This window comes from Mesorhizobium sp. B2-4-1 (genome assembly GCF_006442185.1).
Classification (GTDB): Bacteria; Pseudomonadota; Alphaproteobacteria; order Rhizobiales; family Rhizobiaceae; genus Mesorhizobium.
The window spans coordinates 35858-50050 of record NZ_VFVN01000001.1 but is presented as its reverse complement, the minus strand read 5'-3'; the positions used below and the strand labels follow the sequence as shown (position 1 = coordinate 50050).

Here is a 14193-nt window from a genome sequence, read left to right as displayed (position 1 = left end):
TTTCGCCCGGCTTTATTTTTGCGCCGAATGATTCTTCACGCCGATTCCAGCAGGCGCTATTGTTGTGATTCGCGGTCCGGGGACGAGGACCGGCGTACGCATCAGGGCGGTCTTGCATTCAGGCGGCGAAGAGGACCAAGACATGCCGGGGGATAACCCGCTTTACGCGGGACGGGCCGTTTCCGGCGGCCATGACGATTCGAGGACTACCGGCACCGCCACGCGAGGCGGGCGCCCTTCATGGCGCGCGCGCGCCGGACTGTTCCTTGCCGGCTCCGCACTTGGCTGGCCTTTGGCCGGCACGGTGGCCCATGCCCAGGCTGCTGGTGCGGAGGCCGCCGGCGTATCGGTGAGCACGGTCGAGGTCGTGCAGCTTGCCGTCTTTGTCGGAGTGATGGGAGCGGCATTCCTGTCGGCGATCGTTCTGATCCGGGAGAGAGCGCGCACCTCGGCCGAAAATGTCGAGCTCAGGAGCCGCATCGCGGACATCAACGCGGCGCTGCGCCGTTCGGAGGCGCTGCTCAACTTGCGCGACCAGCGTGTCGTCGTCTGGGCCTCGGAGAACAAGAAACCCGAGCTCATCGGCACGCTGCCGGTCGAAAGCGGCGCGCCCGAGGAGCGGGCCGCCTTCCTTGCCTTCGGCCGCTGGCTGATGCCGCGCTCGGCTGCGGCACTCGAGCATGCCGTCGCGGGGCTGCGCGAAAGAGCCGTGTCCTTCGACCTCGTCATCGAAACGCAGACCGGCGCTCCGCTGGAAGTGCATGGCCGCAAGAGCGCGGCGCATGTGCTGGTGCGGTTCGTTTCTCTTTCCGAGACGCAACGCAGCCAAGCCCGGCTGAAGATCGAAAACCAGCGGCTGGCCGCCGACCATGATACGATGATCGGCCTGCTCGAGGCGCTGAAGATGCCGGCATGGCTGCGCGGCGAGGACGGCCGCCTGAGATGGGTGAACCGGGCCTATGCCGAAGCGGTCGAGGCCGAAAGCGCGGAGATGGCCGTCCGCGACGCCAAGGAATTCCTCGGCGGCCAAGCGCGCGACGCGATCGCTGCCCAGCACAAGTCGCACCCGGTCTTCGAACAGACGCTTTCCACGGTGATCGAAGGCGACCGCCGCGTTTTCGCGGTGACCGATTTCGCCGGCGCCGACGGTTCGGCCGGGCTTGCCTGCGACACCAGCGCCATCGAAACGATCCGCAGCGAATATGAGCGCACCGTGCGCAGCCACGCCGACACGCTCGACCAGCTCAACACGGCGGTCGCGATCTTCGACACCGACGAGAAGCTGCGCTTCTTCAACCAGGCTTTCCAGAAGCTCTGGGGCCTCGATGCAGGCTTCCTGCACAGCGCGCCCGATAACGCTTTGCTGCTGGATCGGCTGCGCAGCGAGGGCAAGATCGCCGAGCAGCCGGAGTGGCGTCGCTGGAAGGAAGGCCTGCTCGGCGCCTACCGCGCGGTGGAATCGCAGGAGCATTGGTGGCACCTGCCCGACGGCAAGACCATCCGCGTCGTCGCCAACCCGCAGCCCAAGGGCGGCGTCACCTGGGTGTTCGAGAACCTGACCGAGAAGATGGACCTCGAAAGCCGCTACCGCACCGCGGTGCGGGTCCAGGGCGAAACACTCGACAACCTCGCCGAAGGCGTGGCGGTGTTCGGTCCCGACGGCAGGCTGCGTCTGTCGAACCCGGCATTTGCTACTTTGTGGGGCCTGGACGCCGAAACCGCCCGGCCCAATGTCCATGTTTCCGCAATCCGTGAGCTTTGCGACCTGCAAGCGATCGACAGCCCGTGGGGCGGCTTCGTCGCCGCCATCACCGGCTTCGACGACGAGCGCCGCGACCGCCACGGTCAGACCGAGCTCAACAACGGCACCGTGCTGCGCTACGCCGTGATCCCCCTGCCCAACGGGCAGGTGATGATGACCTTCGTCGACGTTACCGACAGCGTCCGTGTCGAACGCGCGCTCAAGGACAAGAACGAGGCGCTGGAGAAATCCGACCAGCTCAAGAACGAATTCGTCCAGCACGTGTCCTACGAACTGCGCTCGCCGCTGACCAACATCATCGGCTTCACCGAACTGCTGTCGCTGCCGGTCACCGGTCCGCTGACGCAGAAGCAGCGCGAATATGTCGAGCATGTCGGCTCGTCGTCCTCGGTGCTTTTGACCATCGTCAACGACATACTCGACCTTGCCACGGTCGATGCCGGCATCATGCAGCTCGACATTTCCGAGGTCCATGTCGACCGCACGATCGCCGCCGCCGCCGAGCTGGTTGCCGACCGGCTGGAAGAGCATTCAATCAGGCTCGAGGTCGATGCCGCGGCGGCGCCGAAGACCTTCCACGGCGACGAAATCCGCATCCGCCAGATCCTCTACAACCTGCTCAGCAACGCCGCCAACTACGCGCCGGAGGCCAGCGCCATCCGGCTCGCCTGCCGTCAGTTGGCGGACGGTGTGGAATTCTCGGTCCATGACGATGGACCCGGCATGCCGCCCGACGTGCTTGACTCGGTGTTCCGCCGCTTCGAGCCGCGCGCCAATGGCGGCCGCCGGCGCGGCGCCGGGCTCGGACTGTCGATCGTCAAGAGCTTCGTCGAGCTGCATGGCGGCAGCGTCCGCATCGAAACCGGCAAGGACAAGGGCACGACCGTCATCTGCACCTTTCCCGACATGCCGGGCATCCGCGCCGCGGCCGAGTAGCGCACTCGATGGCCGCATTGATGCTCGAGCGTTTACTCGCCGACGAAACACAGACAGCGCGGCTGGGTGAGGATCTGGCGCTGGCGTTGCGCGCCGGCGACGTCCTGGCGCTGAAGGGCGATCTCGGCGCGGGCAAATCGACGCTGGCGCGGGCGCTGATCAGGGCCTTGGCCGACGATGCCGGTCTCGACGTGCCGAGTCCTACCTTCACCCTTGTGCAAAGCTACGATACGCGCATCCCGGTCCATCATTTCGACCTCTACCGCCTGTCCTCGGCAGCCGAGCTCGATGAACTGGGCTTCGACGAGGCGTTGGCGCAAGGCGCGGCCCTTGTCGAATGGCCGGAACGGGCCGAGGGTTATTTGCCTGGGACCGCCGTGCTGATCGAACTCGTCCAGCATGGCGATGGCCGATTGGCGAGACTGTCCGGGCAAGGCGCTGCCTACGATCGGGTGGCGCGGTCGCTCGCCATGCGTGATTTCCTCGAAGGCGCTGGATGGGGCGAGGCCAGCCGCCGCCATTTCATCGGCGATGCCTCTGCCCGCTCCTACGAAATTGTCTCGCTTCCAGGCCATGCCGCGAGGGTGCTGATGAACTCGCCGCGGCTGGTGCTGGGCCCGCCGGTGCGCGACGGCAAGCCCTATGGCGTCATCGCCCACACCGCCCAGTCGGTGTCAGCCTTCGCCGCCATCGACCGCGCGCTGCTCGCCGCCGGGGTCAGCGTTCCCGAAATCCATGCGCAGGATCTCGACCAGGGATTCCTGCTGCTCGAACATCTGGGCTCCGAAGGTTTCCTGGACGGGCATGGCAGGCCGGTCGCCGGGCGCTATGAGGCGGCGGCCGAACTGCTCGCCATGATGCATGGCAAGACCTGGCCCCACCGGATGGAGGCCGCGCCCGGCGTGTTTCACGATGTGCCGCCCTTCGACCGCGACGCCATGCTGATCGAGGCGGACCTGCTGGTCGATTGGTACGTGCCGATGCTGACGGGCGCTCCGGCGGGCGATGCCTTGCGCGTCGGCTACCACAAGGAGTGGAACGCGGTTCTCGACCGGCTCGCTGACAGCCAATACACGCTGATGCTGCGTGACTTTCATTCGCCGAACATCATCTGGCGCGCTGAGCGCTCCGGCCATGACCGGCTCGGTATCGTCGATATCCAGGACGCGTTGATCGGCCCCGCCGCTTACGACGTCGCCTCGCTGGCCATGGACGCGCGCGTCACCATCCCGCCAGGCATCGAGAAACGCACGCTCGATGCCTATGTCGCCGCCCGCCGCGCGGCCGGCCCATTTGACGAGGCGGCATTCCTCGAGGCCTATGCGATCATGGCGGCGCAGCGCAATTCCAAGATCCTCGGCATCTTCGTCCGGCTCGAAAAACGCGACGGCAAGCCCTATTATCTGAAGCACTTGCCGCGTATCCGCGACTATCTGCGCCGGGCGCTGTCTCATCCTGCCTTGGCCGGCCTTCGCGAGTTCTATACCGCTCACGGTCTGCTGGAGGAGCAAACGCCGTGACATCGATACCGGACGCAGCGAGCGTGCCCAAAACTGCGATCGTGCCCAAAACTGCGATAGTGCTTGCCGCAGGGCTCGGCAAGCGCATGCGGCCGATCACCGACACGATCCCCAAGCCGCTGGTCAGGATCGCCGGCAAGACGCTGCTCGACTGGGGCCTCGACAGTCTCGCCGCGGCCGGCATCGGCAAGGCCGTCGTCAACGTGCACTATCTTCCCGAACAGATCGTCGCCCATCTCGGCGCGCGCCATGCGCCACAGATCGTCATTTCGGACGAGAGCGAGCGGTTGCTCGATTCCGCCGGCGGCATCGTCAAGGCGCTGCCGGAGCTCGGCCAACAGCCCTTCTACATCCTCAACGCCGACACCTTCTGGATCGACCAAGGAACGCTCAATCTCAACCGTCTCGCCCTTGCATGGGATGCCGCGAAAATGGATATTCTGCTGATGCTGGCGGATCTCCATCAGGCGACCGGACACTGCGGCAGCACCGACTTCCTGGTGGCGCCGGACGGCACCCTGCGGCGTTCCAAAGGCGATCCGGCGGGCCTGATCTATGCCGGGGCGGCGATCGTCCATCCGCGCATCTTCAAGGGTGCCTTGCCGGAACCTCATTCGCTTAACACCTACTTCGACAAGGCGATCGCCGCCGGCCGGCTGTCCGGCATGCCGATGCATGGCCATTGGATCACCGTCGGCACGCCTGACGCCATTGCGAGCGCGGAAGCGGCGGTCGCGGGCGCGCTAGCCGAGTCGCAATGAGCGGCCCGGGCCGCGTTTTCTCCATTTCCCCCGGTGCGCCGTTTCTGCCGACGCTTGCCGAGGCGCTGCTGGCCGGGCGTCTTGTTCCGGGCTTTCGCTTCGATGGCGACCCGCTCGCCTTGGCCGATGTCACCATCTATGTGCCGACGCGGCGCGCCGCGCGCGCCTTGCGCGGCGTCTTCGTCGACAGCCTGTCGGCCAGGGGCGGCGGCGGTTCGGCGATTCTGCCAGTCATCCGGCCGCTCGGCGAATTCGACGAGGACGAGGCAGCGTTCGAGACGGAAGCGTCGGCGGCCATCGACCTCGCTCCGCCGATCGCGGCAACCGAACGCCTGCTGCTGCTGGCGCCGCTGGTGCGCGCCTGGAAACGCCGGCTGCCGGCGCATGTGGCGGCGCTTTTCGAGGAGGAGATCGTCATTCCAGCCTCCACCGCCGATGCGATCTGGCTGGCACGCGATCTCGCCCGGCTTATGGATGAGATCGAGACGGAAGGCACGGACTGGACGCGGCTCGCTGACCTGGTGAGCGGCAATCTCGCGGGATGGTGGCAGGTCACGCTTGATTTTCTCGGCATCGTCACCGACGCCTGGCCGAAATTCCTTGGGGAACGGAACCTCTCCAACCCGGCGGCGCATCGCAGCGCCCTGCTCCGGCTGGAAGCGGCGCGGTTGCGGCGCAATCCGCCCGCCGGGCCGGTTATCGCCGCCGGTTCCACCGGCTCCATCCCCGCCACGGCAGAGCTGCTGGCCGCCATCGCCCGCTTGGGGGGCGGAGCCATCGTGCTGCCAGGCCTCGACCGGACGATGGATGAGCCGTCCTTCCAGGCCATCACGGCGCCGGGCGCACGTCCGGCCGTGCTCGGCCATCCGCAATACGGCCTCGCCAAGCTGATCGGCACCATCGGGGTGCTGCGCGGCGATGTCGAGGAGATAGGCGCGGCCGGACATGAACTCGCGCTTCGCGCCGCCCTCGTGGGCGAAGCGCTGCGGCCGGCCGAGACCACCGAATTGTGGGCCGAGACGCGCAGCGGCTTTTCCGCCTCCGACATCGAGCAGGCGTTCTCCGGCGTGAGCCTGCTGGAAGCGGCCAGCGAACGCGATGAAGCCGTGGCGATCGCCGTTGCGCTCAAGCGCGCCGTCGAGCAGCCCGGCCAAAGGGCGGCTCTCGTTACCGGCGACCGGGCGCTGGCGCGCCGCGTCTCGGTCGAACTCGCCCGCTTCGGCGTCGTCGCCGACGATTCCGGTGGTGTGCCGCTTTCCAACACGCCCGCCGCCGGCCTGCTTGGCCTGGCGTTGCAGGCGGTGTTCCGTCCCGGTGACCCGGTCGGCCTGTTGTCGTTGCTCAAGCATCCCCTGCTTGCCCTTGGCCTGGACCGGACGAGCGTTCGCCATGCGGCGGAACTGATCGAACTGGTGGCGCTGCGCGGCGGCACCGGCCGCCCCGACATCGCGTCGCTGCCGGACCTGTTCGAAGCCCGCCTGGTTGACCTCGGCGCCGACAGCAGGCGGCCTTTCTGGTTTACCCGGCTGACCGTGCGCGCTATCGAAGGCGCGCGGAATTTGCTTGGACGTCTCAACGAAGCGCTGGCGCCGCTTGCCGCCTTTCGCGGCCAGGCCGACGCCGGTCTTGTGGCGCTGGTCGAGGCCAGCGTCGTGGTGCTGGAAAATCTAGGCCGTGCGGCCGATGGCGGGCTTGGCGCACTCTATGCCGGCGATGCCGGAGAGAAACTGGCCGACCTGTTGCGTGGACTGGTCGCGGCGTCCGTGCCGCTGTCGTTTGCCGCCGACGAATGGCCAGATGTCATGGCGGCGCTGATCGCGCCCGAGACGGTCAAGCCGGCGCAGGGCACAGACAGGAACATCGCCATCTGGGGGGCGCTGGAAGCCCGCTTGCAGAATGTCGACACGCTGGTCATCGGCGGCATGAACGAAGGCGTGTGGCCGCGCAAACCCGAAAGCGATCGCTTCATGTCGCGGCTGATGAAGACCGGCATCGACCTGGAGCCGCCCGAACGGCGCATTGGGCTTGCCGCGCATGATTTCCAGATGGCCATGGGGGCGGCGAAGGTGGTGCTGTCGCGCTCCGCACGCGCCGGTGACGCGCCCGCCGTGCCCTCGCGCTGGCTGCAGCGCATTCTCACTTATATCGGCAAGGACCAGGCAGCCAGGCTTGCCGAACGCGGCGACGAACTCATCGCCTGGGCGCGCGCGCTCGATACCGGCCCGCGGCGGGACTTCGCGCCGCGCCCGCAGCCGAAGCCGCCGGTCGCGCTGCGTCCAACCCATTTCTCGGTCACCGAGATCGAGACGCTGCGTCGCGATCCCTACGCCATCTATGCCAGGCGCATCCTCGGCCTGCTGCCGCTCGACCCGGTCATCCGCGACCCGGGTGCGGCCGAGCGCGGCACGCTGTTCCACGCCATCCTGCATCTGTTCTCGGGCAGCGTGGCCGATCCGCGTGCTCCCGATGCGCTGGCCGGCCTGCTCGCCGCCGGCCGGACCTGCTTCGCCGAGGCAGCACTTCCCACCGATGTCGAGGCGGTCTGGTGGCCGCGTTTCGAAAAACTCGCCGCCAGCATCATCGAATGGGAACGCGGCCGCGCTGGGGCCGTGGCCCGGCGCCACGCCGAGGCGCGAGCGGGCAAGACCATGGTCGGCCAATCCGGGATCACCCTGTCGGGCTATGCCGACCGGGTCGATCTTCTCCATGGCGGCATGGCCGACATATTGGACTACAAGACCGGCTCCTCGCCTTCCAAGGCCCAGGCGCACACGCTGCTGTCGCCGCAACTGGCGCTGGAGGGCGCGTTGCTCAGGCGCGGCGCTTTCCAGGAACTCGGCGCGCGCGAGCCCTCGCAATTGGCTTTCGTCAGGCTGAAGCCGAATGGCGAGGTTTTCGAGGAATCGATCCTCGAATACAACCGGCAGCCACGCACCGCCACGGACCTCGCCGAGGAGGCCTGGGCGCGGCTGGAGAAATTGCTCATCCACTATGCCGATCCGGCGGCCGGCTATCTGTCGCGGGCACTGCCGTTCCGCGAAGGCGAGACCGACGGCGACTACGACCATCTCGCCCGCGTGCTCGAATGGTCGGCGGGCGGCGATGCGGACGATGAGGGAGGGGAGGCATGAAGAAAGCCTATCCCATCCCCGGCGAAACCGCCGCTAGGCAGGCCAGCGCCTCGGATCCGAGGAATTCCGCCTGGGTGTCGGCCAATGCCGGGTCCGGCAAGACCCATGTGCTGGCCCAGCGCGTCATCCGGCTCCTGCTTCGCGGCACCGATCCGTCGAAGATACTGTGCCTGACCTATACGCGCGCCGCCGCCGCCAACATGTCGAACCGGGTTTTCTCGACATTGTCGGAATGGACCGCGCTCGGCGATGCCGAATTGGCGGTGAGGGTCGAGGCGCTCGATGGCCGCCGGCCCGACCGCGAAACCATGCGCCGCGCCCGCCGCCTGTTTGCCGAGGCGCTGGAAACGCCCGGCGGCCTGAAGATCCAGACCATTCATGCCTTCTGCGAATCGGTGCTGCACCAGTTCCCGCTGGAAGCCAACATCCCCGCGCATTTCGAGATGCTCGACCCGCAGATGGAGGCATCGTTGTTCGCCGCCGCGCGCCGTGAAATGATTTCGGGCAGCGCGGCGGATCGGCCGGACCTCGCCGAAGCTTTCGCCGCCGTGCTCGAGCGCGGTGGCGAGGCCGGGCTCGACGCTTTGCTGGGTGAGATCGTCCGCAAGCGCGACGAACTGGGCGCCTTCATCGGTGAAATCGATCGAGGCGGCCCGAACTTCCAGACGCTGTTCGACGAATTCCAATTCCGCCCCGGCCAGACCGCCGAAGGCATAGCGGCCGCCATCTGGCCGCTGCCCGGCTTCCTGCCGGATTATTTTGCCGGCTTCGCCCAGGCGGCGGAGGCCGCCGACGCCAGGACGGTGCTCAACAACATCTTGCCTCATGCGCGCCTGGCTTTCGCGGAAACCGACCCCGTGCGCCGCCTGCAGCTGCTTTCGCGGGCTTTCCTGAAGGCCGACGGCGACGTCTACGATCCAGCCAAGGCCTTCAAGAAGGCGCTGCTCGACCGGCTGCCGGACCTGGCGGAGCGCTATCTCTCGGCGACCACCGCAATCGTCGAGACGGTCGACCGGCTCGCCCTGTTCCGGATGCTGGAGGGCACGTGCGCCGCGCTGACGCTGGCCGACTGGCTGATCGCCCGCTACGAGCAGTTGAAGCGTGGCCGCGGGTTCCTCGACTTCAACGACCTGATCACCCGCACCGTCAGTCTCCTGGCCAGGCCCGATGCCGGCCCGTGGGTGCAATACAAGCTCGACCAGGGCATCGACCACATCCTGCTCGACGAGGCGCAGGACACCAGCCCCGACCAGTGGGAGGTGGTGAAGCGGCTGGCCGAGGAATTCTTCGCCGGCATCGGCGCCCGCGACACCGCGCATCGGACGATCTTCGCTGTCGGTGACGAAAAACAGTCGATCTATTCCTTCCAGGGAGCGGCGCCGGATTCCTTCGCCGACAGCAGGCTCCTGTTCGCAAGCAAGGTGCGCGACGCCGATGCGCCCTTCGCCGATCTGAAGCTCACCTGGTCGTTCCGCTCGACCGACGATGTTCTGGCCGCTGTCGACCGTGTCTTCGCCGATCCGGTCGTGCGGCGCGGCATCAGCCATGACCCCGACCCGCTGAGCCACAAGGCGATACGCACCGATGCACCGGGCTATGTCGAGGTCTGGCCATCCATCGGCGCCGATGTCGTCGACGAGCCGGACGACTGGACCCAGGCAGTCGACCATGCCCGCGCGCCGGCGGTTCGGGTTGCCGAAAACGTCGCCGCCACCATTGCCGGCTGGATCGGCAATGGCGAGGTCATCGAAGGCCGCGGCAAGAGGCTGCGCCCTGGCGACGTGCTGGTGCTGGTGCGCAAGCGCGATCGCTTCGTTCATGCACTGACGCGTGCCCTGAAACGTCGTGACATCCCGGTCGCCGGCGCCGACCGGTTGAGCCTGCCCGGCCACATTGCGGTCAAGGACCTGATCGCGCTCGGCCATTTCCTGATCCAGCCGCAGGACGATCTGTCGCTCGCCGCCGTGCTGCGGAGCCCGATCTTCGATCTGTCGGAAGAGATGCTTTTCACACTGGCCGCGCAAAGACCATCCGGCCTGTCGCTGGCCGGGTCCCTGCGCCAGCATGCCAGCCAAAGCGAAGCGCTCGCGGCGGTCGCCGCTCAACTCGACATCTGGGCCAACGAGGCCGTCTTCAAGCCGGTGTTCGAATTCTATGCCGGCCTGCTGGCACGCGGTGGCGTGCGCCGCAAGATGGTTGCGCGGCTCGGGCCGGAAGCCGGGGACATTCTCGACGAATTCCTGAGTTTCTGCCTTGCCGAGGAGCGGACCGGCTTGCCCGGGCTGGAAGCCTTCCTGTCGACGCTGGAGAGCGCCGGCCCAGAAATCAAGCGCGAGATGGACCAGACCCGCGACGAGGTCCGCGTCATGACCGTGCATGCAGCCAAGGGGCTCGAGGCGCCTGTCGTCTTCCTGGTCGATGGCGGTTCGGCTCCGTTCAGCGATCAGCATCTGCCGCGCCTGATGCCGTTCGAGGGTTCGGGGCTGAACTGGAGCGGCAAGGGCTTTCTCTGGCGTTCGACCAGCGACGTCGCCAACGGGATTTCGAAGGCTGCCGCGGCCAGGGCGCGCGATCTCGCCGATGACGAGTACCGGCGGCTGCTCTATGTCGGCATGACCCGGGCCGAGGACAGGCTGATCGTCTGCGGTTATCATGGCAAGCGCGCGCCGAACACCGGCACCTGGCATTCGCTCGTCAGCCGTGCCCTGGTCGGGGCGCCGGAGAGTGCCGAGTATCCGCATCCGGCCGGCGGCGGCGTCTCAGTGCATCGCTTCCAGGTGACCGGATTGCCGCCGTTTGCACCGGTCGCCGAGAGCGAAGCCAGGCAGACGCGGGACTTCGGGCCGCCGCCCGAAATCTTGTTCAAGCCGCTGCCGCCATACGAGGACCTGCCGCGCCCGCTGTCGCCATCCGGAGCCTCCGCCCTGATCGACGAGGGCAAGGAAAGCGTCATCGACACCGGCTCGCCAGTGCTGGATGGCGACGCCGAACCCGGCTTCGCCGTCATGCGAGGCCTGGCGCTGCACAAACTGCTGCAGATGCTGCCCGGCGTGGCGCAAGACGAACGCCAGGGCGCAGCCGAACGTTATCTCGCCCGCGCCGGCGCGCAATGGCCGGCCGGCGAGTGCGAAAAGGCGGTCGCCTCGGTGATGGCGATCCTTGCCGATCCGCGTTTCGCGCCGCTTTTCGGACCCTCTTCGCGCGCCGAAGTGGCGGTCATGGGCAGCCTCGACGTCAAGGGCACGAAACGCTCGATTTCCGGCAAGATCGACAGGGTGGCGGTGACGCCGGACCGCGTATCCATCATCGACTACAAGACCAATCGGCCGGCGCCCGCCTCGCTGGGCGAGGTTCCGCCCGCCTATCTGCTGCAGCTCGCGCTCTATCGCGCCTTGCTGCGGCCGCTCTATCCCGGCCGCGAAGTCACGGCGGCCTTGCTGTTCACGGAGGCGCCGCGGCTGATCGAACTGCCGGCTCGGGCCATGGATGACGCTCTTGCCCGACTCACGCGAGCGTGACACAAGAACTGCTTGAAGAAGGGCGCGGCAACCACCACATTTGGTGCGAGGAAAAATTTCGAAAGGATTTCCGCATGGCTACCGTCAAGGTCGACAAGAACAATTTCCAGACCGCTGTGCTCGACGCCAAGGAGCCGGTCGTGGTGGATTTCTGGGCGGAATGGTGCGGTCCCTGCAAGATGATCGCGCCGGCGCTGGAAGACATCGCCAATGAGCTCGGCAGCAAGGTGAAGATCGCCAAGCTCAACATCGACGAGAATCCCGAACTGGCAGCGGAATTCGGCGTGCGCTCGATCCCGACGCTGATGATCTTCAAGGGCGGCGAAAGAGCCGATGTGAAGGTTGGCGCCGCGCCCAAGACCGCGCTGTCGCACTGGATCAACGGTAATCTCGCCTGATCAATCCGAAATTCCTGACATCAAGCCCGGCCGATCGCGCCGGGCTTTTTGTTGGCGTCATTGGTCGCCCGCTCTGGCCCTGACGTCCGGGGCCTCCATGTCTTCTGCTGGCAGCAGATGCAGGGAGAGGAAAAATGACCGGATCCGCCAAGGCCACCGTCTTCATCGACAATGAGCGCGTCATCGTCACGGAATACCGCTTTCAGCCGGGCGACAACACCGGCTGGCACCGCCATGGCCACGACTATGTTGTCGTGCCGCTGATGGACGGCAAGGTAAAGCTTCTGACCAAGGACGGCGAATCCTTCGCCGAAATGAAGAAAGGCGCGCCCTATTTCCGCAGGGAAGGCGTCGAGCACGACGTCATCAGCGCCAATGACGGCGAATATGCCTTCATTGAGATCGAGCTGAAATAGCGGCGTTCGCCTCGAATACCGCAGCGGAAATCGGTATATATGTCTTCCAACAACGGAGTTTGAGATGGCCGAACCTCAGCTCTCGGTCCGTAGCGCAAAAGCACGCGACCTGGCTCATAGACTTGCTCGTCGCGAAAATCGCTCGATAGCAGATGTCGTCGAGCGAGCGCTTGAATCCTACGAGATTCGTGAAGCAGGTCGCGAACCCGCGCCCACATTCTATGCCCACCTGGCGCAAGCAGTGGCACCGACATCGATCTGGAGAAAATCGTCCGAGAAGGCCGTCAGGCTCATACAGGACCTGAAGTTTGATTTTCGCCGTACCAACGACCTGGCACCACCGGCCTGATATGATCTCGCGTTGGGACTTCTGAGCGGCGGCTTGGACCGGTTAGTTAGGCGCAGATACTGGAAGCGTCACGTCGGCGGCGTGCCGTTCTCCGCCAACACCGCGCCAGCCAGATAGAGCGAGCCGCCGATCAGGATTCGCGGCGGCGGGCCGTCCCAGGTGTCGCGCAGCAACATCAGCGCGCTGGCGACGGAACTCACCGGCTCGGCCGTAAGCCCGGCCTCCGTGGCGCGGGCCGCCAGTTCGTCGTTCGGCACGCTGGCGTCGCTCAGGCTCACCGGCACCGTATAGACGTGCCGGGCGAGGCCATTGAAGGCGCGGAAATAGCCGCTCTGGTCCTTGGTGTTGATCATGCCGGAGATGAGAAAAAGCGGCCTGGGGTTCTTCTCTTCCTGCTCGGCCAGCGCCTCGGCGACGACCACGCCGGCGCCCGGATTGTGGCCGCCGTCGAGCCAGATGTCGGCGCCCTTGGGCGCCAGTTCCGTCAGCCTGCCTTGCGACAGCTTCTGCATCCGCCCCGGCCAGGCGACAGTGGTCATCGCCTTCTCGGCGGCACGGTGGCTGATCTCGAAGCCGGCTGCCTTGACGGCGGCGATCGCGGCGGCCGCGTTGGCGAACTGGTGGCGCCCGGGCAGCCGCGGCGGCGACAGATCCATCAAGCCATCATCGTCCTGATAGACCATGCGGCCGTTCTCCTCGAAGGCGAGGAAATCCTGTCCATAGACCAGGGTCGGGCAGCCGAGCCGCTCGGCGGTTTCGATCAGCACCTGCTGCGCCGCCTCGGTTTCCTGCGCGCCGATGACCACCGGGCAACCGCGCTTGATGATGCCGGCCTTCTCGGCGGCGATCAGTTCGACGCGGTCGCCGAGATAGGCTTCGTGGTCCATCGACACCGGCATGATCACCGAGACAGCCGGTCTGGCGATGACATTGGTGGCGTCGAAGCGGCCGCCGAGGCCGACCTCGACGATGGCGGTATCGGCCGGATGCTCCGAAAACAGGATGAAGGTGACGGCGGTGAGGATCTCGAAAACGGTGATCTTCTCGCCGCCATTGGCCTTGGCGACGCGGGCGATGGCCTCGGCGAAGATATCGTCCTCGACCAGCCTGCCGCCGCCATCGGCCGCCAGCCGGTAGCGCTCGTGCCAGCTGACCAGATGCGGCGAGGTGTGCACGTGCACGAGCCGGCCGGACGCTTCCAGAAGCGCCCGCGAGAAGGCGGCGCAAGAGCCCTTGCCGTTGGTGCCGGCGATATGGATCACCGGCGGCAGCAAGTCCTGAGGATTGCCCAGCCGCTCCAGCAGCCGTGAAATGCGGTCGAGCGAAAGATCGAAGCCTTTCGGGTGAAGCGCCATCAGCGCTTCGATTTCACGGTCGGCGGCAAGCGTGGTCATGTAAGAGT

General features: G+C 66.5%; 8 protein-coding genes and 1 pseudogene. 8 read left to right on the top strand and 1 reads right to left on the bottom strand.

Annotation, left to right across the window (positions count from 1 at the left end):
• Positions 1–142: 142 nt before the first annotated feature.
• The 8 genes and pseudogenes from FJ949_RS00230 to FJ949_RS00195 all read left to right on the top strand — a co-directional run bounded on the left by FJ949_RS00230 (position 143) and on the right by FJ949_RS00195 (position 12754).
• Complete coding sequence (locus tag FJ949_RS00230; RefSeq protein WP_140491175.1) at positions 143–2698, top strand: PAS domain-containing sensor histidine kinase; 2556 nt, start codon at positions 143–145, stop codon at positions 2696–2698.
• Positions 2699–2706: 8 nt separating this feature from the next.
• A complete protein-coding gene (gene tsaE, locus FJ949_RS00225) occupies positions 2707–4218 on the top strand; it encodes a tRNA (adenosine(37)-N6)-threonylcarbamoyltransferase complex ATPase subunit type 1 TsaE (RefSeq protein ID WP_140491173.1) in 1512 nt (503 codons plus the stop codon).
• Positions 4215–4979: a nucleotidyltransferase family protein gene (locus FJ949_RS00220; protein WP_281405600.1), complete on the top strand. Its 765-nt coding sequence runs from the start codon at positions 4215–4217 to the stop codon at positions 4977–4979. The genes tsaE and FJ949_RS00220 overlap by 4 nt, the downstream gene beginning before the upstream one ends.
• Complete coding sequence (gene addB / locus FJ949_RS00215; protein ID WP_140491171.1) at positions 4976–8110, top strand: double-strand break repair protein AddB; 3135 nt, start codon at positions 4976–4978, stop codon at positions 8108–8110. Before FJ949_RS00220 ends, addB begins: the two co-directional genes overlap by 4 nt.
• Positions 8107–11628, top strand: a complete 3522-nt coding sequence (gene addA / locus FJ949_RS00210; protein ID WP_140491169.1) for a double-strand break repair helicase AddA — start codon at positions 8107–8109, stop codon at positions 11626–11628. The genes addB and addA overlap by 4 nt, the downstream gene beginning before the upstream one ends.
• A gap of 74 nt (positions 11629–11702) precedes the next feature.
• Positions 11703–12026 carry a thioredoxin gene (gene trxA, locus FJ949_RS00205; protein ID WP_140491167.1) on the top strand — a complete coding sequence of 108 codons (324 nt, stop codon included), beginning with the start codon at positions 11703–11705 and terminating at the stop codon, positions 12024–12026.
• A 134-nt stretch (positions 12027–12160) separates the two neighbouring features.
• Positions 12161–12442, top strand: a complete 282-nt coding sequence (locus FJ949_RS00200) for a cupin domain-containing protein (RefSeq protein ID WP_140491165.1) — start codon at positions 12161–12163, stop codon at positions 12440–12442.
• Between the two features lie 64 nt (positions 12443–12506).
• Positions 12507–12754, top strand: a pseudogene (locus tag FJ949_RS00195) (plasmid stabilization protein).
• Positions 12755–12859: 105 nt separating this feature from the next.
• Here FJ949_RS00195 and FJ949_RS00190 read toward each other — a convergent pair.
• Positions 12860–14185 carry a folylpolyglutamate synthase/dihydrofolate synthase family protein gene (locus FJ949_RS00190; RefSeq protein WP_140491163.1) on the bottom strand — a complete coding sequence of 442 codons (1326 nt, stop codon included), beginning with the start codon at positions 14183–14185 and terminating at the stop codon, positions 12860–12862.
• Positions 14186–14193 lie beyond the last annotated feature (8 nt).